Origin of the sequence: Agrobacterium sp. LY4 (genome assembly GCF_001526585.1) — a bacterium.
Taxonomy (GTDB): domain Bacteria; phylum Pseudomonadota; class Alphaproteobacteria; order Rhizobiales; family Rhizobiaceae; genus Agrobacterium; species Agrobacterium leguminum.
In genome coordinates this window covers 61,667-84,978 of the sequence record NZ_ASYA01000004.1, presented here as the reverse complement: position 1 = coordinate 84,978, position 23,312 = coordinate 61,667, and the positions used below count along the sequence as shown (strand labels likewise).

Here is a 23,312-nt window from a genome sequence, read left to right as displayed (position 1 = left end):
GGCCACCCTCACTTGACGAGGTTACGTTCGAGATTTTCCGGCCAGGCCGCCTGCGGATCAAGCCGGACATAGGCCATGCCGGGCAGGCCGGTTTTGACATACTGGATATATTTCTGCAGCAGCTCCTGCGGGATTTGCGCCCTCACCCGGAATGTCAGCTTCTGGCGTTCTTCTTCGGTTTCGACCGTTTTCGGTGTGAACTGCGCGACATCGGCGACGAAGGAAACCTTGGCTGGGATGGTATATTGCGGGGCGGCATCCAATATCAGGCGCACATCCGAGCCCATGGACGTGCGGCCAGCCTCGGCCGTCGGCAGGAAGAACGTCATATAGACATCGCCGAGATCGACCAGGTTCAGAACCCGTCCACCGGCGGAAAGCACCTCACCGGGCTGGGCGATCCGGTATTGCACGCGGCCATCGCGAGGCGATTTCAGCGTCGCATCGGCGATATCCGTCTCGATGCTTTCAATATCGGCCTGCGCGGCATCCACCGCCGCCTCGGCATCGACGATCTGCGCCTTGGCGGCGTTGATTGCGGCATCGGAGGCGGCAAGCGAAGCCTCGGCGGAAGCGAGCGTGGCGCGGGCGGACTGCTCGGCGGCTTCACTGTCATCGACGATCTGCTGCGAGACGGCGTTGCCGGTCAGCAGCTGTTTCGAGCGCGCATAGGTCTTGGAGGCGGAATCGAGCTGGGCCTTGCGCTGTTCCACCACTGCCAGCGCCGAGGTCTTCTCCGCCTCCCGCTGGGCGACGAGGCTGTGGGCCGTATCGATCGCTATTTTCGCGCGGCGAAACTGCGCTTCCGCCTGACGCTTCCTCGCCTCCAGTTGCGCCGTATCCATCTGGGCAAGCACCTGCCCGGCCTTCACGAAATCGCCTTCACGCACCATGATGTCCTGAAGGCGACCGGCGGTTTTCGTGGAAATGTCGATCTCGACGGCCTCGATCCGGCCGTTACTGGCCACAAATCCGGCGGGAAGTCCCTCACCCTTCAGCTTTGACCAGGAGAAATAGGCGACACCGGCAATAACCAGAATCACCAGACCAACGAGCAAGCCTTTTTTAGACATCCGTCTTCCCCATGAACCCTTCGAATTTCAACCCTAATACGATGAAACCGAAGAAGCCAGCCACCTTTGCGTTTAGTATTCGCACCCGACATTTCTCCTATTTAAGAGGGGATAGATCGGGTTCAGGTGATGTCTAGACGTCAAGGTGTTTTGTGGCCTTGACACAAGTCAAATGCTTTGAGGGTTTCGGACAGACGCCTAAACCGGATGATGATGGCAAACCTCGTGGGTTGCAAAGCCCTATGAAACGGCCTCGTTTGGCAAAACCGCATCATCCGCACCCCGTCACCCCGGACTGATCCGGGGTCCAGCGCGATCAAGTCCTTGATCGCGGAAGAGTCTTCTCACGACGCAGACGCGCCGTGGCTGGATGCCGGATCTAGTCCGGCATGACGGAGGAGATGGTCTGCACCTTCGTATTTTGTCGCAGCGACCGGCGCCTTACACCGCCCGCGCCCGCTTCACCTCCTCCTGCGTCCATTCCGGCAGCCAGTCGCGATGGGCCAGCAGCAGATCGTCCACCAGCGACCATATCTGGTCGAGATCCAGTTCCGCCGCCGTATGCGGGTCCATCATCGCCGCGTGGAAGATGTGCTCGCGGTTTTCGCTCATCAGCGCCCGCACCGTCAGTTCCTGCACATTGATGTTGGTGCGCATAAGGGCGGTGAGCTGCGGCGGTAATTCGCCGACAAAGGTGGGCTGCACGCCGTTATGATCGACAAGGCAGGGCACTTCCGCCGCGCAATCCGATGGCAACGAGGTGATGCAGCCATTGTTGCGCTGGTTGCCGTATATCACCGAGGGTTCGCCGGTCCAGACCGAGTTGATGATGGAGGAGGCATATTCCTTTGACTGCTTTACCTCGATCTTCTCGGCCGAACGATAGGCCGCCGCCTGCCCCTTCCAGCGTTCGATCTGCTCGATGCAGCGCTTCGGGTATTCATCGAGCGGGATACCGAATTTCTCGATCAAATCCTCGCGCCCTTCCTTGATGAAATAGGGCGTATATTCGGCGAAATGCTCGGAGCTTTCGGTGACGAAATAACCGAGCCGCGTCAGCATCTCGTAACGCACCTTGTTGGGGCAGCGCGGGTTCCATCCGGGTTTTGGCGCACGGCCTTCGCGGTAACCGCGCACGAGGTCGGGATAGAGGTTCTTGTAGCTTCCATCCGGCTGGCGGTGCTCGAACTCCAGGAAGAACGCCATGTGGTTGATGCCGGCGGAACGGTAGCGGATTTCCTCGTAAGGGATATCGAGATCGTGGGCGAGCTCCATGGCTGTGCCCTGCACCGAATGGCAAAGGCCGACCTGCCGGATCGTCGGATATTTCTCCGCAATCGCCCAGGTATTGATCGCCATGGGGTTCACATATTGCAGCATGATGGCGTTGGGGCAGACGGCCAGCATGTCCTCGCAAATCTTCCACAGATGCGGCACGGTGCGAAGGCCGCGCATGATGCCGCCGACGCCGAGCGTATCGGCAATGGTCTGGCGCAGGCCGTATTTACGCGGCACCTCGAAATCGGTGACCGTGCAGGGTTCATAGCCGCCGATCTGGAAGGCGACGACGACGAAATCGGCACCGGCAAGTGCCTTTTTCTGGTCCGTATAGGTCTCGGCCTTCGCCTTTGCGCCAAGCGTCGAAATCAGCTTGTTGACGACGATGGCGCTTTCTTCCAGCCTTTCACGGTTGATATCCATCAGCGCGATGGTGGCGCCTGAAAGCGCCGGACGCTGCAGCACGTCGCCGATGATGTTCTTCATGAACACCGTGGAGCCTGCGCCGATGAATGTGATCTTGGGATCTCTTGCCATGTCTACCTCCAGCATTGGGAATTCAAGCGATTTCGAAGGCGGCCCGTACAAGCCGCTGAGTATATTCGGTTTTTGGGTGAGTAAGAACGTCGTCGACAGGGCCTTCCTCGACGATCCTGCCGCTTTGCATGACGATGACGCGGTGGCAGAGTGCGCGCACCACCTTCAGGTCATGTGAGATGAACAGATAACTCAGGCCCCGCTCATCCTGCAGCTTGCGCAGTAGATCGATGATCTGCGCCTGCACGGAAAGATCGAGCGCCGAGGTCGGCTCGTCGAGAAGGATGAATTCCGGCTCCAGCGCCACGGCGCGCGCAATGGCGATGCGCTGCCGTTGGCCGCCGGAGAATTCATGCGGAAAACGCGAGAGGATATTGCCGGGCATGCCCGCCGCTTCCAGCGCGTCGCGCACCCGGTCCAGCCTTTCGGCCTTGGTTCGCCCGAGGCCGTTGACGACGAGACCTTCCTCGATGATCTGGCCGATGGTCATGCGCGGATTGAGCGAGGCGAAGGGATCTTGAAAGACGATCTGCATACGCGAACGCAAAGGCCGCATTTCGGCGCGGGAGCGGCCATCGACCCTCTCCCCGTCAAAGACCACCTCCCCGGCCACCGGTTCGTTCAGCCGCAGCAGGGATTGGCCGAAGGTCGTCTTGCCGGAACCGGATTCACCGACGAGCCCCAGCGTCTCGTGCCGATTGAGGGTAAGCCCCAGGCTATCGACGGCGATCAGTTCCTTCAGTTCGGGTTTAAACAGGCCGCCGTAACGCATCATGAAAGAGACCCGCACGCCGCTTGCGGTCAGGAGCACGCCGGAATTTTCCGGCAGCGGCTTTGCCGTGCCATGCGGTTCGGAGGCAAGCAGCTTTTTCGTATAGGGGTGCTGCGGCGCTTCGAAGAGCTTTTCCGTGGTGTTGTGCTCACGTATCTCGCCATGCTGCATGACATAAACATAATCGGAAAACTGCTTCACGATCGTCAGGTCATGGGTGATGAGAACCACGGCCATGCCGCGCTTCTTCTGAAGATCGCGGATGAGGTTGAGGATCTGCGCCTGCACCGTCACATCGAGCGCGGTGGTCGGCTCGTCGGCAATCAGCACATCCGGATCGTTGGAAAGCGCCATGGCGATCATCACACGCTGCCGCTGGCCGCCGGAAAGCTGGTGCGGATATTGCTTCAGCCGCGCTTCCGGTTCCGGTATCTGCACCTGCCGCAGAAGATCAAGCGCCCTCGCCTCGGCCTCCTTCCGACTGAGTTTCGAATGAACGCGGATCGCCTCGACGATCTGGCTGCCGATCGTATAGATCGGGTTCAATGAACTCATCGGCTCCTGAAAGATCATCGAGATGCGGTTGCCGCGCAGCGCACGCCGCTGACGGCTAGAAAACTTCAGAATGTCGTCGCCGTTGAAACGCACGGTCGCGGATTTCGCAACGGTCGCCCGCTTCGTCAAAAGTCCCATGATGGTGCGGGCCGTGACGGATTTTCCCGAACCGGATTCGCCAACGATGGCTATCGTCTCGCCCCGGTAAAGCTGGAAGGAGATGTCCTTCACCGCCTCCACCGTTCCGTGCTCCACCTTGAAGGTCACGGCAATGTTGCGCGCATCGATGATGGCGTCGTCGTTTCGGTCATCGGCATCGAAGCGGATGGCGGGCGCGTAAGTGTTATTTTGTGCAGCAGCAACCATATTACGCTCCTCTCAATAGGGATCGACGGCATCGCGCAGGCCATCGCCCAGCGCGTTGAAGGCGAAAACAGTGACCAGCACGAAACCAACAGGTGCGAGAATCCAGGGATAGGAACCTATGACGGAATAGGTCGCCGTATCCTGCAGCATCAGCCCCCAGGAGATGAGCGGCGGCTTCACCGCAAAGCCAAGGAAGCCGAGGAAGGATTCGAGCAGCACGACGCTTGGAATATGCAGCGTCACGGCGACGATCACATGGCTCATCACATTCGGCAGAATATGCTGGAAAATGATACGCCGGTCGGTGGCGCCAACGGCAATGGCGGCGCGCACATAATCGATACGCGCCAGCGCCAGCGTCTTGCCGCGCACCTCGCGTGACATCTGCGCCCAGCCGAGCGCCGACATGACGCCGACGACGAAGACGAGGAACACGGTAGTGGGTGCGGTTACCGGAATGAGCGAGGTCAGCGCGAGATAGAGCGGCAATTGCGGGAAGGCCAGTACTACCTCCACGAAACGCTGCACCCAGGCATCCAGCGGCCCGCCGAAATATCCTGATATCAACCCGACGCTGGTGCCGATGACGGTGACGATGGCGACGACGCTCAAGGCAATGGCAAGCGAGATGCGCGAGCCATAGATGGCGCGCGACAGCACGTCGCGTCCGAACTTGTCGGTGCCGAGAAAATGCACCGGCTGGCCGTCGGTCGAGCCGAAGAAGTGACGGCTCATCGGGATGAGGCCCAGCAGCCTGTATTCCGCACCTTTGACGAAGAAGCCGAGATGGACGGGATTGTCGTAATCCGGCCCGACGATGGGCTGGAAGGTGACCGGATCAAGCTCTTCCGTTTCGGCGATGGCATAGACGCGCGGTGCAAGGCTGAAATTGCCGTCCTTGTCGGTGAAGCGCACCACCTGCGGCGGCGAGAAGCTGCCATGGGTTTCGAGCGGGTTCATCGGCGCGAAGAAATCTGCAAAGATGGCGATCAGGATCAACAGCGCCACCAGCACCAGCCCGACCATGCCGGTGAAGGAGCGTCTGAGACGCCGCCAGACCAGCGCGAGATAGGTCTCGTTGCCATGGGCGGAACGGTCGGGTTTTGCTGCGGTGGCGGTTTCGGTCTTCATCTCGTCAAACGCCATCATCTCAGGCCCTCCCGAATTCGCGAACGCGCGGGTCAAGCATGGCAAGCAGCATATCGGCGATGATGTTGCCGACGATCAGCGTTGCAGCCAGCACCATCATGAAGGTCGCGGTGACATAGACGTCCCCCACCGCCATGGAGCCGACAATGGCCGGGCCGACGGTCGGCAACGCGAAGATGATCGCGGTTTCGATCTCGCCGCTCAACATGTAAGGCAGCACCACGCCCTGATACATGACGAGCGGGTGCACGGCGTTCGGAACCGCATGGCGCATGATGACGGCGCCTTCCGGAAGACCCTTGGCGCGCGCCGTCTCGACATATTGCGCATTTAGCGTATCGAGCAGATTGCCGCGCATCACCCGCATATTATAGGCCAGCCCACCGAAGACGGCGATGGCGACCACCGGCCAGACATGGCTGACGAGATCGACGAACTTGGCCCATGACCACGGCGCACCGCCATATTGCGGCGAAAAGAAGCTGCCGATCTCCGACACGTCGAAATGAAACACCATGAGATAGACGAGGATCAGCGCCATCAGGAAGCGCGGGATCGTCATGCCGAGGAAGGCAACGGTCGACAGAAGATTGTCGACCCAGGAATATTGCCGTGTGGCCGCCCAGATGCCGAAGGCGATACCGAGAACCGATGCAAAGATGTGGCAGACCAGCGCCAGCGCAATGGTGCGCGGCAGGCGTTCGCCAACCACATCGGCGACCGGCTTGTTGTAATAGAAGCTGTAGCCGAAATCGCCGCGGGTGACGATGCCGCCGATCCAGTTGAAATATTGAATGACGAGCGGCTTATCGAGGCCGTGCTCGATGCGATAAGCCTGAGCCTGCGCTTCCGCCTGTTCGAAGGACGCGCCGCCCTGGTTCATCAGCTGCGAGCGGATGTAGTCGGCATAATCGCCGGGCGGTGCCTGAATGATGGCGAAGGTTACCACGCTCAGGATCAACAATACCGGAATGGCGGATGCAACGCGTATCGTCAGAAATCTCAGCATCGAACGGTCTTCCTCGGTTTGGATGGGCCGTGTATCTCCGGCCGCGCTTCACGCGCGACCGGTACCGGGTTTTCTCCGGGAGGAGTTCTAGTTAATCGGTCCGCCCTCACCCGGCTTGCCGGGAAGCTGCTGCGGGAAGAGTTCGTATTTGCCCTGCTTATCCGCCGCGACCCAAAGGCGTTCGCGGATGATGGAGTCTTCAGCCCAGTTGAACATGAAGATCGGCGTGCCCTGCGGCACATTCGAGAACCGCTTGTTGACGATCAGCGCGCCGGGATATTCGGTGAGACCGATCGTATAGAGGTTCTGCGTATAGACCTTCTGATACTGCTTCATCAGTTCGGCCCGCTCTGCATTGTCCTGCGAGGAGATGAACTTGCGAACAAGATCGGCCATCTCCTTCTCGAACGGCATCAGATCGAGTTCCTTGCCTTCGGGCGAGCGATGGTTCCAGCTGGTGCGCGGGCCGACAGGGGCAAGCTGCTCGGTATTCTGCACCACGGATGAAAGCTCGGTGGAGTTGCGGCGCACCAGCCAGTCGAACTGCCCGCCATAATGAGCAGCATCGCGCTGGTTGGAATCGAGGCTGTTGATGACGACGCGAAGGCCGAGTTTAGCCATCTGGCCAACAAGACCTTCCGCGAGGCTCTTGTCCGTCGCGTAACCGTTATTGACGAGAAGGGTAATCTCGACATTGCGGCCACCCAGCGTTTCCTTCGGGAAATTCAGGAAACCATCGCCGTCCGTATCCTTGAGGCTTATCGAGGCGAGTGCGGCCTTGGCGGCCTCGAGTTTGAAGGGGTAATAGACCGTGGAGGCGCGGTCATAGAAGCTGGTGCCCGATGAAATGCCGCCCGGATAGATCGCCGTGAACGGCCCCTTCACCAGCGAGTCGCCGACTGCCTTGCGGTCGATGGCCGATGTGACGGCCTGACGGAAAACCTCGTTGCGGTTCAGTTCACGAATGGCCTGCCCGCGTTCATCCGGATTGCCCCAGCCATTAGCGGAGAAATTCATCTGCAGATTATAACCGATGAGCCGCGGCCCGAAGGCAAGACGGGCCGGCGCATTGGGATCGGCGGCGCGTTTAAGCGAGGCGACGAAATTCTCCGGCTGTTCGAGGTTGGAGAAATCGCCCGATCCTGCCACGGCCTGGACATCACGGTCGGCCCAGGTGGAAAGCTTGTAGTGCACCTCGTTGAGATAAGGCAGCTGCTGGCCCTTCTCATCCACCTTCCAGTAATAGGGATTGCGTCGCAGCACGATGATGTCATCAGGCCGATAAGCGACCGGCACCCATGCCCCCATGACCGGCATGTTCATATATTCCGGCGGGAAAGCGTTCTTGAACTGGTTATAGGTATTCTTGGAATATTTCGGATGCTGCGGTTTCAGGATATGCGACGGCCCGGGGCAGAAGCTCGGATAGGCCATGGTGTAGAGATATTGCTTGGGAAAAGCCGCCTTGAAGGTCCATTCGACGGTGTAATCATCGATCTTTTTAAGGGTCGTTCCCTCACCGAAAGCCTCGGGCGATGCGCCGCCGCCAAGCGGTGAAACATTGGGGTCGACGACCGCATCTTCCCAGTAGAACATCACGTCATCGGCATTGAAGGACTCGCCGTCCGACCATTTCGCGCCCTTGACGAGATGCATCGTCAGCTTGTGGCCATCCTCGGACCATTCCCAGCTTTTCGCCAGATTGGGCAGCGGCTCGGTATCCTTGGCATCCACCTGGAAGAGCGGTGCGGTGCGCGTCAGGCATTCGGAAAGGGCGATATCGATGCCGCCCCAGCCCTGGCTCTGGCCGGCAATATAGTTCCAGCCCTCGGGCCTGCCGCCGACCACATGGCGCATCGTATCGCCGTAAACGCCCATACCGTCGGGCATATTGCCGGTCTTGTAGACCAGCGGTTCTTCCGGCAGGCGCTCTTTCAAGGGCGGCAGCTTGCCGGTCTTTTCGAATTTCTCGCTGACCCAGTCAGGCTCGCTGTAGCTCGGCAGCGCCTTGAATTCGAGGATCGAATCGCGCGCCACATAGTTGATCTTGCCTTCGGCCGGAAATTGCGGCGGCTCCGGCGGCGTGGTGGTCTCGAAGGCATTCGCATTGAGTGCGATCATCGAAACACCGAGACCCAGTGCCGAGATGATACCGATCCTGCGTTGAAGTAACATCGTCATTCCTCCCAAATGGCAGCTCTTCGACCGCCCACCCTCTGTGATCGTTCTGGCCGTGGCGGCGAACTCCCTTCCGCCGCCCGGCCTGTTCCCATGCCTTTTCCTTCAAACAGCCTTTTTCAGCGCCGATTTTTCGGCCCGCAGTTCTTCGATGGAGCGCACATTGCGGCGGGCGGCACCGGCCCAGTCGCGGGTCTTGACCCTGGATTTCGCAAGCCGCTCCTTCGCCGCCGGCACGGCATCGGCATATTGCGGCAGCCAGCGCGCCTGCGCGACGACCATCTCGTCCACCATCTGCCAGACCTCCTCCGGTGTGGCGACGGCACCGACCAGCGGATCGTGCAGCACGGCAAGCTTCAAAAGATCGATATCGCCGCTCACCGCCGCATGCACGGACATGCGCTGCACGTTGATGGAGGCCATGCAGGTGGCTGCGCAGGCTTCCGGCAGGGTTATGCCTGAGACCATGTTGATGCCGAAACGGTCGACGAAACCGGGGGATTCGATGATGGCGTCCGCCGGCAGATTGGTGATGACGCCATTGTTCTTGACGTTGAAATGACCGCGATAGACACGCCCGGTTTCCAGCGCTTCCAGAATGTGGCTCGCATGTTCATTGGAGCGCTTGGCCGGATCGATGGGCTTGGCGGCCGAGGCGAGGAACTGCGGAAACTCGGTTTCGAACCAGTTGCGTGTTTCGGTGGAGTGGCGCAGATACCCCCCGGTTTCACCGTGGATCCAGTCGGACATGTCGATCCAGCGGGCAATCTCTTCCGGCCGCTTGCGATACCACGGCAGATATTCGGACAGATGGCCGTTGCTTTCCGTCGAATAGACGCCGAACCGCTTCAGCACGTCGATGCGCAGTTTCTCTTGCTGCGAGAAGACCGGATGCGCCTCAAAGGCCGCGACCAGCTCGTCCTTGCCGATCTTGCGACCGTTGAGCCTCAGATCGATGAACCATGTCTGGTGGTTGATGCCGGAGCAGATGTAATCCAGCTCGGACACGCTTTTCGCACCGAGAATTTCGGCGATCTGTTCGGCGCCGTGCTGAACGCCGTGGCAGAGACCGACCGTATCCACCTTGCCATATTCGATGGCCGCCCAGGTGTTCATCGCCATAGGGTTGGCGTAGTTCAGGAATTTCGCACCCGGTGCGGCGACTTCGCGGATATCCTTGCAGAAATCCAGAATGACGGGAATGTTGCGCTGACCGTAGAGAATGCCGCCGGCGCAGATCGTATCGCCCACGCACTGGTCGATGCCGTATTTCAGCGGAATGCGGATATCGTCCGCATAGGCTTCCAGCCCGCCGACCCGCACGCAGCTGATAATATATTTCGCGCCCTCCAGCGCCCGCCTGCGGTCGGTATCGGCCGTCACCTTGACGGGGAAACCATTGGCCTCGACGATCTTCTCGAGGATCGCCCTGATCATATCCAGATTGCGCTGGCTGATATCCGTCAGCGCGACTTCAATATCGCGAAACTCCGGCACACACAGGAGATCGGTGAACAGTTTTTTCGTGAAACCGACGCTGCCTGCGCCAATAATAGCGATTTTGAAACTCATAACGCCACCTCTGTTGCAAATCGAACGGGTGAAACGGGCCGCAGGATCGTAAAATGGCGTTGCAGAAAAATACCCGTAAGAATCCCGGAAAACCGGCCTTACTCCCAATTTTTCAGCAGCAATATCCCGCTGGCTGTCTCCTCGGATCGGGATTATGCGTATAATATCCGCGAGGACCAGAGAAGGATTATGCTTTCATGGGTAATTTTGTGCTGCAGGATTTGATCGATCAGGGACCCGGCATGCGAACAGTTTCGCTGCCGCGCGGCCGCCAGACGCTGCACACCATGCCGACCAGCAGCGGTTATGAAATCCGCCGCAGTGGCAATTACGACTGGGACGGGCGCAAACGCGGCCAGACGCCTTTTACCGTGCTGCAATATTGCATCGCCGGACAGGGCAACCTGCGTTACGAGAACCGCCACTATGTGGTGAGGCCGGGCGAAACCCTGCTGCTGCTCATACCGCACAATCACCGCTACTGGCTGGAAGAAGGCAAGGAGTGGAAATTCTTCTGGATTTCCATGAATGGCGAGGAAGCTCTGCGCATTCACCGCAATATCCTCTCCGTCACCGGCCCTATCCTCAAACTCCAGCCCGAGACCGTGGATCATCTTGCCGAATGCTGCTCGCGCCTCGTCAATGGCGCGGAAACGCCAGGTGCCGCCTCCGCCGTCGCTTATGAAGCGGCAATGACGCTTTATGACGATGTCTTCGGTTCTCATCCTTCTTTCGGCGGCGAATATCGCACCATGCAGCAGGTGCTGAGCTACATAGACAGCCATCTCGGCGAACGGCTTTCGGTCAGCGACCTTGCGGCGGTGGCAGGCTTGAGCCGCGCGCATTTTTCCCGCATCTTCGCGGCGAGCGAGGGCCTGTCGCCGGCGGAATTCGTGCTGCAGCGACGCCTGCGCCGGGCGGCGAAGCTTCTCACCTCGGCGGCCAACCTTCCCATCAAGGAGGTGTCGGTGCTGTGCGGTTTCGAGGATCCGAACTATTTCTCCAAGGTCTTTCGCAGGCTCTACGGCACCAATCCGAGCGAATTCCGCACCACCGGCATGTATGCGAGCGTGCGGCAGGGCTGAACGACGACACGACTTCGTTTTGACATGTTTCAGGCGATTAAGGATGGGCGTTACGCCCTATTTGGAGACCCGCCGAGGTGAAGAGCAAAATCCGGACGATCCTCGTCTTTCCGCTTCGGGCGATCATCGTTTTCGCCCTCATCCTCGACGGCATTTTCCGCCCGCTCTACCGGCCCGTCATCAGGGCCATATCCGGACTGACATTCATCAAGCGACTGGAAAGCCGGATCGCGCGATTGCCGCGTCTTGCCATTCTCTTTTGCCTTGCGGTGCCCTTCGCCATCGCCGAACCCATGAAGATCATCGGTCTCGTCCTCATTGCCCATGGCGCCGTCAAGGTGGGACTGGTTCTGACGGTCCTTGCCCATCTCGCGACATTCCTGATCGTCGAGCGTATTTATCACGCCGGCCGGGAAAAGCTCCTCACCTATCCCTGGCTCGCATGGATCATGCGCTATGTGCGTTTCGCGCGTTCATTCTACGATCGCTTCAAACTTGCGGCACTGAACTGGGTCAGGCTCCGGCTTTTCGCGTCGCTGCGATGAAAAGCACGTCGTTTCCAGTGGCGACGAACCTAAAAATGCGACGCGATAGGCCCTAACCGCTTCATTCCCCGCGCGGATACCGCTGGTTTTCCTCCAGCACGTTAAGGTCCATGTGGTTGCGCATATAGCGCTCGGAGGCTTTCTGCAAAGGCTGGTAATCCCACGGGTAATAAGCGCCGTTGCGCAACGCCTTGTAGACCACCCAGCGCCTTGCCTGGCTTTCCCGCACCGCCGCGTCGAAAACCGGGAGCTGCCATCGCCGGTCGATTTCAGCGGAAAGCGATGAGAGGACGGCGCTGAAAGCAGGGTCGCCGGCAAGGTTCGTGCGCTCATCAGGGTCCGCCTCGATATCATAAAGCAACGGCGGATCGGCCTCGCAGACCGACAGCTTGTAGCGCCCGTCGCGAAGGGCGACGAGCGGTGCTATCGAGCCTTCGGCGGCATATTCCATCGGCACCGGGCCGCGCTCGCCAGTTCCCGCTGCCAGCGCCGCCAGATCCTCGCCATCCGTCCAGCGTTTGAGCGAGGTGATATCGAGCCCCGCCAGACCGCAGAGCGTCGGCGTGACATCGAGTGTGGAGACTGGCGTGTCGATCAGGGCCGGCTGCCAGCCCGGCGCGGCCACCATCAAGGGCACGCGGGCGGAACCTTCGAAGAAACACATCTTGAACCACAGCCCGCGCTCGCCCAGCATGTCGCCATGGTCGGACAGGAAGAGAATGATCGTGTCCTCCTCCATCCGCGTCGCCTTCAGCACGTCGAGAATTTCGCCGATCTTTTCGTCAATATAGGAGATATTGGCAAAATAACCGCGCCGTGCCCGGCGTATCTGCTCCGGTGAAATATCGAAAGCTTCATGATCGCAGGCTTCCAGCAATCGTTTCGAATGCGGATCCTGCTCGTCGAAGGCAATCGCCGATGTCTGCGGATCAAGCTCGGGGCAGTCTTCGTAGAGGTCCCAGAATTTGCGCCGCGCCACATAGGGGTCGTGCGGATGGGTGAAGCTGACCGTCAGGCACCACGGCCGGTCGTCTAGACGACGCGACAGATCGTAGAGCTTGCGGGTGGCGTGATAGGCCACCTCGTCATCATATTCCATCTGGTTGGTGATTTCGGCAACGCCTGCGCCGGTGACCGAACCGAGATTGTGATACCACCAGTCGATCCGCTCACCCGGCCTGGTATAGTCGGGTGTCCAGCCGAAATCGGCGGGATAAATATCCGTCGTCAGGCGCTCCTCGAAGCCATGCAGCTGGTCCGGGCCGACGAAATGCATCTTTCCTGAAAGGCCGGTGTAATAACCCGCCGCCCGCAGGTGGTGCGCATAGGTCGGAATATCGGAAGCAAATTCGGCGGCATTATCGTAAACCCGCGTGCGGCTTGGCAATTGCCCGGACATGAAGGAGGCGCGAGCCGGTGCGCAGAGCGGGCTTGCCGTATAGGTGTTGGCGAAGCGGACAGACCGCTCCGCCAAGGCTTTCAGATGGGGTGCGTACAGAAAATCGGCCGGGCCATCGGGAAAAAACGTCCCGTTGAACTGGTCGGCCATCAGGATCAGGATATTGGGACGCGGCATTTCCACTTTCCGGCTTAGAGACCAAGCTTGCCTTTGACGGCGTCCGCACCCGGCTTGCCATCCAGCGTGGTGACACCCTGCAGCCAGCCATCCAGCGCCTGCGGATTAGCTTTCAGCCAAGCCGTTGCCGCCGCCTTGGAATCCTCACCACCGAGAATGGAGCCCATCAGGCTGTTTTCCATACCGATATCGAATTTCAGGTTCTTGAACAGCGTCGCCGCATTCGGGCATTGCTGCGGCCAGCCGGTGCGGGCGAGCGTATAGACTTCCGCGCCGCCGAAATTCGGACCGAAATAGGCGTCGCCGCCAGAGAGATAGGCGATATCGATCTTCTCATTCATCGGATGCGGCGCCCAGGCGAGGAAGACCACGGCCTTCTTGTCCCTGCCCGCCCGCTCCACCTGCGCCAGCATGGCCTGCTCGCCGGATTCGACGAGCTGCCAGCCCTTCAGGCCGAAATCATTGGCGTCGATGATCTTCTGGATATTCTGGTTGGCTGGCGCACCGGGCTCGATGCCGTAAATCTTGCTTTCAAATTCATCGGCATGTTTGGCGAGATCGGCGAAATCCTTGACGCCCTTTTCCGCCATGTAAGAAGGCACTGCCAGCGTAAACTTTGCGCCTTCAAGATTCTTCGTCATCACCTCGGCTGCCTTGGCGGCGTTCAGATCGTCCACGAAGGATTTCTGCGCCGGCATCCAGTTGCCGAGGAAAACGTCGATTTCGCCATTCTTCATCGCCTGATACCCGATCGGCACCGACAGCGTCTTGACGTCAGCCTCATAACCCAGCGCATCGAGCAAAACGGAAGCGACACCGTTGGTGGCAGTAATGTCGGTCCAGCCGGGATCGCTGAGACGGATCGTCTTGCAGGCCGCGTCATCGGCCGCCTGAAGCGGGGTGGAGAAGGCCGCCACGGACAGAAAGAGACCGGCGGCGATGCGATGCAGATGAGAAATGGTTTTCATTGCGGCTCCCCTTTTATCAATCCAGTTTATTGAACACCACGTTGCTTTTGCCTGTGAAGCGGGTATTTTTCGATGGTTGATATAAGGAATTTTAATGTCAGACAGGCCGCTCGATCTGGGATGGATGCGCATTTTCACCGAGGTTGCCCGCCGCGGCAGCCTGACGGCGGCGGCGGCATCCCTGCGTCTGACCCAGCCGGCCGTCAGCTATCAGATCCGCAGGCTGGAGGAGGAACTGGGTGTAACCCTCATCCGCCGTAAACATCGCGGTATCGAACTGACGACGGAAGGCCAGCGGCTGTTCGAGATCGTCTCGCGCAATGTCGACGCCATCGACCTTCTTGCGCAGCAGTTGCGCCGGACGGAGGAACGCCAGACCATCCGCCTGCACACGGACTATGCCTTCTCGTCCCTGTGGCTCATCCCGAGAATGCATGGTTTTCGCGTGCTCAATCCTGACATCAATATCCAGATCGTCGCAACGCAGGACCCGCTGGGCCAGGGCAAACACGATAGCGACGTGATGATAATTTTCGGAACGCGGCAGGAAGCGGGCGACGGTGCCGTGCTGCTCCTCTCGGAAAAGGTCACGCCGGTCTGCTCGCCTGCCCTGCTGGCCGGGACACCGGAACCCGCAACCGTTGCGGATTTTTCACGGCGGAAGCTCATCCACCTCGAAAATACCTCGCAGGCGCATTGGTTCGACTGGGCTGCCTATTTCAAGCATTTCGGCGTGCATCGCGGTGCCGAGCATGATGGCGGCGATATCAGCTTCAACAATTACACCATGGTGGTGCAGGCAACCATCGGCGAACAGGGTTTCGCGCTCGGCTGGGCGGGACTGGTCGATCCGTTGCTTGAGGCCGGCGTGCTGGTGACGGCAGGCCCAAGCCTCGATGCGCCGGGACGCGGCTACTGGCTGATGCGGCCGAAAAGCAGCGACAGTGCGGTAAGAAAACTCACCGGCTGGCTGATCGACGAGCGGCGATGACGCCGCCCGCCAGCGCTCTTGGTTCAGATCGGATAATGCAGCGGCCCGTCCTGCAGCGTGACCCAGCGTAGCTCAGTGAATTCCGCAATGCCCGCCGTGCCGCCGAAGCGGCCGTAACCGGAGGCCTTTACCCCGCCGAAGGGCATCTGCGCCTCATCGTGAACGGTGGGGCCGTTGATGTGGCATATGCCGCTTTCGATGCGGGCGGCAATGGCAAGCGCCCGTGCCTGATCCCTGCCGAAAATCGCGGCGGAAAGACCGAACTCGGTTTCGTTGGCGATGCTCACCGCCTCATCGATGCTGCCGGCCCTGATGATCGAAACGACAGGACCGAAGCTTTCCTCCGCATAAAGCCGCATGGCGGGAGTGACGCCATCGACGGCAATCGCATCGAGCATCGTGCCGTTGCCGCCGCCACCGGCAACCTGCCGAGCGCCCTTGGAGACAGCGTCATCCACCAACGACCGAATGCGGGATGTCGCCTCCGCACTGACCAGCGAGCCGAGCGGTGTTTTGCCTTCACGCGGATCGCCAGCAGTAAGGCTCGAAGCTTTCTTGGCGAAGGCCTCCACAAATGCATCGGCGACGCTGTCGAGCACGATGATGCGCTCCGTCGACATGCAGATCTGGCCCTGGTTCATATAAGCGCCGAAAGCGGCAGCCGCGACAGCCGCATCGATATCGGCGTCATCAAGCACGATGAACGGCGCCTTGCCGCCAAGCTCCAGCAAAGCGGGTTTCAGATAACGGCCGGCCGTTTCGGCAATCACCCGGCCAACGCGGGTCGAGCCGGTGAAATTCACGCGTCTGACGGCGGGGTGTGCGATAAGCGTATCGACGATCTTTGCCGCATCTTCGGGCGCATTGGAGACGGCGTTGAGCACGCCCTTGGGCAGACCCGCCGAAGCGACGGCTTCAATGATCAGCGCATGGGTGCGCGGGCACAGTTCCGAGGTCTTCATGACAACCGTATTGCCGCAGGCGAGCGGCGTGGCGATGGAGCGCACGCCGAGAATGACCGGCGCGTTCCACGGCGCGATGGACAGCACGACACCGGCGGGCTGGCGCAGCGCCATCGCCATGGTTCCGGGACGGTTGGAAGGGATGACCTCTCCCTTGATCTGGGTCGTCAGGCTTGCCGCCTCTACCAGCATGTCGCTTGCCAGTTTGACGTTGAAACCGGCCCAGGCATCGGTTGCGCCGATTTCTTCCTTCATCGCCTGGGTAATGTCAGGCCCGGCGGCGAGAAGCGCCTGCGCGGCAGCCAGAAGCAGGCGGCGGCGTTCACCGGGCGGCGTTGCCGACCAGACCGGGAAAGCGGCCGCCGCGGCATCGGCTGCCCGGGTGGCGTCCTCCACCGTTGCCGCCGCAGCACTCGTCGCCACATCGCCGGTGATGGGGTTGCTGCGTTCGAAACGCTTGCCGCTTGTGGCCGGGCAATGGTCGCCGCCGATGAAAAGATTGACTGTCTGCATGGTCTTCCTCCTGAATTCAGACAATGGCGGCGGTGGTGCCGCCAAGAAACGCCCGTTGCACGGCGGGATCGGCGGACAGGGCCTCAGCCGTGCCTGCCCCGACAATCCGCCCTGCTTCAAGCAAATATCCGCGATCGGCAAGTGAGAGGCTTTCGCGCACATTCTGCTCCACAATCAGAATGGAAAGGCCGCTCTTCTTGATCTCCGCCAGAGCGGCAAAAAGTTCCTGCGTAACGATGGGCGCAAGGCCAAGGCTCGGCTCGTCCAGCAGCAGATAATCGGGTGCCGACATCAGCGCCCGCCCGATGGCGACCATCTGCTGTTCGCCGCCGGACATGGTACCGGCAAGCTGCTGCCGCCGCTCCGCAAGGCGGGGAAACAGTGCGAAAATATGCTCTCGTGTCGCCTTTTCCGCTGAACGGGCATGGCGGGGATTGGCCCCAAGACGGAGATTGTCCTCCACCGTCAACGCCGCGAAAATTCCGCGCCCCTCCGGCACCAGCGCCACGCCCCGTTCCACGATCTGATGGGCGGGAACAGCGGCAAGCGACACGCCGTTGACGCGTACTTCGCCCGAGGCGGGAGCCACCATGCCACCGACCGCTTTCAGCAGTGAAGACTTGCCAGCACCATTGGCGCCGAGCAGCACCACCGTTTCGCCCTTGGCGACATTGAGCGATATGCCGTCAACCGCGAGATGTTTGCCGTAACGGATTGTCAGTGCATCTATTTCAAGCATGTGCCGCTCCCAGATAGGCGGAAATGACCTGCGGATCGTCAAGCACCGTTGCCGTCGGCCCGTCAGCGATCTTGCGACCGGCCGCCATGACCACGGAGCGCGGGCAAAGGGCGCGCACAGCGGCCATGATATGTTCCACCAGCAGGATCGTCGTACCCTCGGACGCCAGCCGCCGGATCAACGCTATTCCTTCCTGCAGTTCCGTGGGGTTGAGGCCCGCAAGCCATTCATCGAGAAGCAGAAGCTTCGGTTCGCCCGCCAGCGCACGCGCCAGTTCAAGGCGTTTCTGATCGATATAGGTGAGATCACCGGCCGGCATGGTTTCCCGCCCGGCAAGACCTGTTCTTTCGAGGCAGGCGCGCGCGACCTTCTCCGCCTCGGGGCGTGAAAGCCGCTGCGGGCCGAACATGGCCGATACGGCAACGTTTTCGAGCAGCGAAAGCGACGGCAAAAGCCGCACGAGCTGGAAGGTGCGCGCCACGCCGGCGCGCGCAATCACATCCGGCCGCCGGCCTGCAATCTCCTGCCCTTTGAGCCGGATAGACCCTTCAGTGGGCTTCAGTGACCCGGAGGCGAGGTTCAACAGCGTCGTCTTGCCGGAACCGTTTGGCCCGAGCAGCCCGACGACCTCGCCGGCCTCGATGGTAAGGCCAAGGCCATCCACCGCCTTCAGCCCGCCAAAGGTCTTGCGGATATCGGTGATTTCGAGAACGGCGCTCATGCGGCTTTCTCCTTTTTGCGCAACTTCTCTAGCGCCGCCAGCACGCCATCCGGCAACACAAAGACGATGAGGATGAATAGAGCGCCGAGGATGATGGAAAAATGGTTGGGGAAGTTCGCGCCCAGCCACTCGAACAGCAGGAATAGCGGCACCGCACCGAGAATGGGTCCCCAGCGGCGCGTGGCTCCGCCAAGCAGGGCCATGATGACGGTGAGGAACGATACCTGCGGATTAAACACGATGGCCGGCTCGATATAGACCCAGCGCGGGGCCTGAATGGCGCCGACCAGCGTGATGATCGTGGCGGAAAGCACGAAGAGCGTCAGCTTGGTGCGGGCCAGATTAATGCCCGCATGGGCGGCCACGACCTCGTCGTCACCGATTGCCTTCAATGCCAGTCCGAGCTTGCTACGGTCGATCAGGATTGCCAGCAGAAGGGTGATGACAGCCAGCGCCAGCAATTGCCAGAGTACGTGCTGCGGCTCCAGCGGCAGGAAGATGTAACGCCCGAGCGTGCCGGTCACATTCACCTCATACCAGGTGATGAGCTGGCGGATGAGTTCGGCAAGGCCAAAGGAAAAGATCACGAAATAAATGCCGGCGACGCGCAACGTGGACAGCCCGACGACAAGCGCCAGCGCCGCGCCGACAAGCGCCGCGCACAGCAGCACTAGCGGCCATGGCAAAACCTCGCTCAGCACCGCAACCGTATAGGCCCCGACACCGAAGAAGGCGACGGTAGCGAGCGAAATGTAACGCGTCGGGCCGGAAAACATCGCCCAGGCGGAGGCAAGCGTCGCATAACCGAGAAGGCCGATGATGACGCCGACGCCATAGGCATCGAAGAAGAAAGGGGAAAGCGCCAGCAGCGGGCTGTGGCAAGGCCGATGAGAAGCGGGATCATTTGCCCCTCCTTGCGAAGATGCCTTCCGGACGCCAGAGCAGCACCACGAGAAAGAGCAGATAGGTGGCGGCAAGCGTGAGGCCGGGATCGACATAAACAAGCACGAAGGTTTCCACGAGGCCGAGCAGCAGGCCGGCCACCAGCGCGCCGAGCAGATTGCCGACACCGCCCATGATGACGACAACAAGCGCCTTCATGGTGAAGACCACGCCATATGAGGCGGAAAAGGTCTGGTACATCGAAATCATCACCCCACCTGCCACGGCGAGTGCGCCACCAAGGGCAAAGCCGATCGAGGCCACACGGTTCACATCAATGCCAACCAGCGGCGCGGATTTGGGCGCAAGCGCCACCGCCCGCAGGTTGAGACCCCAGCGGCTGTGGGTAAGCGCCAGATAAAGCCCTCCGCCGATTGCGACCGACAGGCCGAAGGACAGGAGCCGATTCAGCGCCACCGTCGTGCCGAAGATGTCGACGCCATCGGATAGATAGGAATAGGAATGGTAGTTGCCGCCGAACGCCACGAGCATGATGCCCTGGATAACGAAGAGCAGCCCGAAGGTCGCCAGAATGGAATCGACTTCCAGACGGCCGGAGCCGCCCGAACGGCGCACCAGCGGCCGCATCATGACCCGGTAGATCACGAAAGACAGGGCGTAACCGAGCGGCACGATGATGAAGAGCGACCAGAGCGGCGACAGGCCATAGCTGGAAAACAGCACGAAGGTGATGAAGGCAGCCGCAATCAACACCTCGCCATAGGCAAGGTTCATGATGCGGGCAATGCCATATTGCAGCGAAAGTCCAAGCGCGATCAGCGCATAGGTCCCTCCCAGCATCAAGCCGAAGATGAGGGTGGATAAGAACAAGGGAATGTCTCCAGTATGGAAGATGGCCGAAGCCTTCCGGCCGGGGTTTACGGCCCCGGCCGGCAAAGGCTCACCAATGCGGCTTCGGAATGACCGGCTTGGCCGCGCCCGGGCGGTCTGCGGGCGCAATCGCCACGAAACGGTCACCCTGCCATTGCCCGGCCCACCAGAGCTGGCGAAGCTGGTTGTCTTCAAGCTTGACCGGGCCGATGACGGTGTCGAAGCTTCCCGTCGAAAGCTCATTTGCCACGGCCGCCTTGTCGAGGCCGACGCGCTGGATGGACTCGGCCAGCATTTCGAGGCTTGCATAGGTGATGGCGCTTGCCCAGCTGTCGGGCTTGGTGCCGATGAAGGCTTCGTGGCGCTTGAAATAATCCTCGATCTTGTCGCTGCTGCCATCGACGCCGCCGATGCTGATCACGCCCTCCTGCTTGCCATCGGAAACCTTCGGGAAGATCGGGAAAGCACCGCCGACGCCGACATAAAGCACCTTCGGGTTGAACTTCGCCGTTTGCGCCTGTTTCGTTACCGCAAAACTATCGGGCGGATACGAAAAGGCGATGAAGCTGTCCGCGCCGCTCGCCGCCGCCTCGTTCACCAGTGCGGCGAAATCGGAAGTGCCGACCGGATAGGTCTTGTCATAGGCAAGCGTAAAACCAGCTTCCTTCAGCGCCGGCCGCGCGGCCTTGATGAGATCGATGCCAAAACCGTCAGCCACGGAAATCACCGCGACCTTTTCGTTGATCTGGCCGGCCTCGCGTGCGGCTTTCAAAACGTCGGCGAGCGCATTCGCATAGTCATGACCACCGCCCAGCATCCAGAAGCTCTTTTTCCAGCGCGCCGCGAAATCGGGGGCCTTGTCGGTAACGCCGGTCACGGCCAGCTGTGGATAACCGAAACGGTCGTAAAGCGGCGCAACGGCCAGATTGAAGCCCGTGCCCCAAGGCGGCAGGATGAAATCGACCTTGTCCTGGCTCGCCAGACGCTCGGTGAACCGCACCGCATCCTCGGCCGAGGAGCGGTCGTCATACTCCACCACTTCCACCGGCAGGCGCTTGCCATCCGGCAGGGTCAGGCCACCGGCGTCGTTGACCTCTTTCACCCACAATTTGTAGTTCGGAATGGTGGTTATGCCAGCACCCGTGGCATTTGCACCGCTTTTCGAAACGGCATAACCGATCTTCACCGAGGTACGGTCCTGCGCAATGGCGTGACCGAAAGATACCGCCGACAAGGCAGCACCGGAGAGCAGGCAGAACAGCGTTCTGCGCTTCAGATTATTCATGATGTTCCTCCCAAAGCGCCTTATCGGGGTTGCCGTTCTCCTCAAGGCTTTCCCCTGCGCTGATCAAAGTTTAGCAATGACAGCCACATATAAAATGCACTAATGTAGCGCATTATTGTACTCTTGGAGGCCGTATGCCGCTGCATAGTCAGATTGCCGGCAATCGCGTGGAGATCACGGCGCGCACCCTCGCCTCGACGCTGCGCATATCTGAGTTCCGGCTGGAATCGGATAGTGCCCATCTGCTTCTCCTGTCGGCCGGGGAAGCGGAAATCATACAGGGCGAAAAGACGCTGCCTGTCCCAGCACCGGGGCTCGTCTGGCTGCCCATCGGCCCCGCCGGCCGCCTGCGGCTGACTGCCGGAAGCCGTGGATCGCTGCTGAGGACGAGCGAAATCGGGCTTGCCCATGCGATGCCCACCGGCACGAGCGCAAGCGCCGTGCGCAATATATTGCAGCGTGTTCTGACGCAGGCGCCGGCGGAGAAAGACCGGCAGGAACTTGCGGGTTATCTCGAGACCATCGCCAGCGAAAATGTCCGCGCGACAACCGGTTCGGACACGATCATCGCCAGCCTGCTCTCCGTCACCCTCATTCGCATCTGCCAGCACGCCATAGCCGATATTGCCGCGGCCGTCTCAACGCCCGGCAGCCTCACCGAGCGTTTCGTGCTGCTGGTCAGCCAGCACAAACGCGATCAATGGGGCGTGGAAGATTATGCAAGGCAACTCGGCGTCAACCGCGAACGTCTTGGATTTGCGGTGCGCAAGGCGACGGGGCTTTCGCCGCAGGCCTATATTCATCGGGAACTGTTGTCCGAAGCGCGTGACCTTCTTCTGAACTCATCGCTGCAAGTGGCTGAAATCGCATTCCGATTGGGATTTCAGGACCCCGGCTATTTTAATCGCTTCTTCACCCGCAACGAGGGCACGTCTCCCGGCCGGTTCAGGAGAACGGCAACGCGAATGCAGAACGTGCCACCGCCATCTTATGCGGCCTGGCCGTGACCTGACGGGCGGCTGAGAATTAGGCCGCTTCCAGTTCCTTGATATTGGCAAGGTCCGCTTCCAGCCTCGCAGCAGCCGCCTTAATGTCAAAGGCATTCTGCAAGTTCAGCCAATATTCCGGTGTGGTCTTGAAAAACTTTGCAAGGCGCAAGGCGGTGTCGGCGGTGATACCAAGTTTCTCTCCCGCAATCCGTTCTATGCGGGTGCGCGGAATATTGAGGTGCCTTGCAAGAGCGTAAGCCGACATGCCCAGCGGCTCAAGATAGAGTTCCCGCAGGATTTCGCCCGGATGGATCGGAGGCGATTTACTGATTGTCATGCTCGCTGGCCCTCCTTGGCCGATTTTTCATGAGCCTCTCCACGAGAATGCCAGACTAGTGATAGTCGGTTATTTCCACGCTTTCCGGCCCTGCTTCCGTCCAGACGAAGCAGATGCGCCACTGCTTGTTAATCCGGATCGAATACTGGCCCTCACGATCGCCGGACAGCTTTTCCAAACGATTGCCGGGCGGTGAGCGAAGGTCTCCTACCGTGGTCGCCGCATCCAGGATCGTGAGCAGCTGCTGGGCGCGGCGTACCAGATCGGCGGGAAAGCCCTTCTTCACAGATCCGTCGTCAATCGATGCGGTCAGCTTGTTTTTGAAAGAACGGATCATTG

General features: G+C 60.3%; 20 protein-coding genes and 1 pseudogene. 4 read left to right on the top strand and 17 right to left on the bottom strand.

What is annotated here, in order from left to right; all coding sequences use genetic code 11:
* Positions 1–8: 8 nt before the first annotated feature.
* The 7 genes from L904_RS06565 to L904_RS06535 form a co-directional block, all read right to left on the bottom strand.
* Entirely contained in the window at positions 9–1,073 is a 1,065-nt protein-coding gene (locus L904_RS06565; protein ID WP_020811649.1) for an HlyD family secretion protein, read from the bottom strand.
* Between the two features lie 441 nt (positions 1,074–1,514).
* On the bottom strand, positions 1,515–2,888 hold the full coding sequence (locus L904_RS06560; RefSeq protein ID WP_020811647.1) for an alpha-glucosidase/alpha-galactosidase: 1,374 nt from the start codon (positions 2,886–2,888) through the stop codon (positions 1,515–1,517).
* A gap of 22 nt (positions 2,889–2,910) precedes the next feature.
* Positions 2,911–4,581, bottom strand: a complete 1,671-nt coding sequence (locus L904_RS06555) for an ABC transporter ATP-binding protein (RefSeq protein WP_020811646.1) — start codon at positions 4,579–4,581, stop codon at positions 2,911–2,913.
* A 12-nt stretch (positions 4,582–4,593) separates the two neighbouring features.
* On the bottom strand, positions 4,594–5,730 hold the full coding sequence (locus L904_RS06550) for an ABC transporter permease (RefSeq protein ID WP_020811645.1): 1,137 nt from the start codon (positions 5,728–5,730) through the stop codon (positions 4,594–4,596).
* A gap of 1 nt (position 5,731) precedes the next feature.
* Positions 5,732–6,739 carry an ABC transporter permease gene (locus L904_RS06545; RefSeq protein ID WP_020811644.1) on the bottom strand — a complete coding sequence of 336 codons (1,008 nt, stop codon included), beginning with the start codon at positions 6,737–6,739 and terminating at the stop codon, positions 5,732–5,734.
* Between the two features lie 87 nt (positions 6,740–6,826).
* Positions 6,827–8,914, bottom strand: a complete 2,088-nt coding sequence (locus tag L904_RS06540; protein ID WP_020811643.1) for an ABC transporter substrate-binding protein — start codon at positions 8,912–8,914, stop codon at positions 6,827–6,829.
* Between the two features lie 108 nt (positions 8,915–9,022).
* Entirely contained in the window at positions 9,023–10,489 is a 1,467-nt protein-coding gene (locus L904_RS06535; protein ID WP_020811642.1) for an alpha-glucosidase/alpha-galactosidase, read from the bottom strand.
* Positions 10,490–10,686: 197 nt separating this feature from the next.
* Between L904_RS06535 and L904_RS06530 the strand changes: the two genes are divergently transcribed.
* Positions 10,687–11,574, top strand: a complete 888-nt coding sequence (locus L904_RS06530; RefSeq protein ID WP_020811641.1) for an AraC family transcriptional regulator — start codon at positions 10,687–10,689, stop codon at positions 11,572–11,574.
* Positions 11,575–11,651: 77 nt separating this feature from the next.
* Positions 11,652–12,119, top strand: coding sequence for a hypothetical protein (locus L904_RS06525; protein ID WP_020811640.1), 468 nt, complete (start codon positions 11,652–11,654; stop codon positions 12,117–12,119).
* A 61-nt stretch (positions 12,120–12,180) separates the two neighbouring features.
* Here the strand turns inward: L904_RS06525 and betC are convergent, their stop codons facing one another.
* Both betC and L904_RS06515 read right to left on the bottom strand, forming a co-directional pair.
* Positions 12,181–13,695 (bottom strand): choline-sulfatase, encoded by a 1,515-nt coding sequence (betC, locus tag L904_RS06520; RefSeq protein ID WP_020811639.1) that lies wholly within the window; start codon positions 13,693–13,695, stop codon positions 12,181–12,183.
* Between the two features lie 14 nt (positions 13,696–13,709).
* Complete coding sequence (locus L904_RS06515; RefSeq protein WP_020811638.1) at positions 13,710–14,663, bottom strand: choline ABC transporter substrate-binding protein; 954 nt, start codon at positions 14,661–14,663, stop codon at positions 13,710–13,712.
* Between the two features lie 94 nt (positions 14,664–14,757).
* Between L904_RS06515 and L904_RS06510 the strand changes: the two genes are divergently transcribed.
* Positions 14,758–15,654, top strand: coding sequence for a LysR family transcriptional regulator (locus L904_RS06510; protein ID WP_020811637.1), 897 nt, complete (start codon positions 14,758–14,760; stop codon positions 15,652–15,654).
* A 23-nt stretch (positions 15,655–15,677) separates the two neighbouring features.
* Here L904_RS06510 and L904_RS06505 read toward each other — a convergent pair whose 3' ends face one another.
* The 6 genes and pseudogenes from L904_RS06505 to L904_RS06480 form a co-directional block, all read right to left on the bottom strand.
* Positions 15,678–17,129: an aldehyde dehydrogenase gene (locus L904_RS06505; protein ID WP_035264280.1), complete on the bottom strand. Its 1,452-nt coding sequence runs from the start codon at positions 17,127–17,129 to the stop codon at positions 15,678–15,680.
* 16 nt (positions 17,130–17,145) lie between these two features.
* Positions 17,146–17,868, bottom strand: coding sequence for an ABC transporter ATP-binding protein (locus L904_RS06500; RefSeq protein ID WP_035264277.1), 723 nt, complete (start codon positions 17,866–17,868; stop codon positions 17,146–17,148).
* On the bottom strand, positions 17,861–18,589 hold the full coding sequence (locus tag L904_RS06495; RefSeq protein ID WP_020811622.1) for an ABC transporter ATP-binding protein: 729 nt from the start codon (positions 18,587–18,589) through the stop codon (positions 17,861–17,863). The genes L904_RS06500 and L904_RS06495 overlap by 8 nt, the downstream gene beginning before the upstream one ends.
* Positions 18,586–19,493, bottom strand: a pseudogene (locus L904_RS06490) (branched-chain amino acid ABC transporter permease). The gene L904_RS06495 and the pseudogene L904_RS06490 overlap by 4 nt, the downstream one beginning before the upstream one ends.
* Complete coding sequence (locus L904_RS06485; protein ID WP_020811624.1) at positions 19,490–20,362, bottom strand: branched-chain amino acid ABC transporter permease; 873 nt, start codon at positions 20,360–20,362, stop codon at positions 19,490–19,492. The pseudogene L904_RS06490 and the gene L904_RS06485 overlap by 4 nt, the downstream one beginning before the upstream one ends.
* Before the next feature lie 70 nt (positions 20,363–20,432).
* The gene (locus L904_RS06480) at positions 20,433–21,647 is read right to left on the bottom strand and encodes an amino acid ABC transporter substrate-binding protein (RefSeq protein ID WP_035264274.1); all 1,215 of its coding nucleotides are present in this window, start codon (positions 21,645–21,647) and stop codon (positions 20,433–20,435) included.
* 134 nt (positions 21,648–21,781) lie between these two features.
* Between L904_RS06480 and L904_RS06475 the strand changes: the two genes are divergently transcribed.
* Positions 21,782–22,654 carry a helix-turn-helix transcriptional regulator gene (locus L904_RS06475; protein ID WP_035264272.1) on the top strand — a complete coding sequence of 291 codons (873 nt, stop codon included), beginning with the start codon at positions 21,782–21,784 and terminating at the stop codon, positions 22,652–22,654.
* Positions 22,655–22,673: 19 nt separating this feature from the next.
* Here the strand turns inward: L904_RS06475 and L904_RS06470 are convergent, their stop codons facing one another.
* Complete coding sequence (locus tag L904_RS06470; RefSeq protein ID WP_035264270.1) at positions 22,674–22,973, bottom strand: HigA family addiction module antitoxin; 300 nt, start codon at positions 22,971–22,973, stop codon at positions 22,674–22,676.
* Between the two features lie 55 nt (positions 22,974–23,028).
* Positions 23,029–23,310 (bottom strand): type II toxin-antitoxin system RelE/ParE family toxin, encoded by a 282-nt coding sequence (locus L904_RS06465; RefSeq protein ID WP_035264269.1) that lies wholly within the window; start codon positions 23,308–23,310, stop codon positions 23,029–23,031.
* Positions 23,311–23,312: the final 2 nt, after the last annotated feature.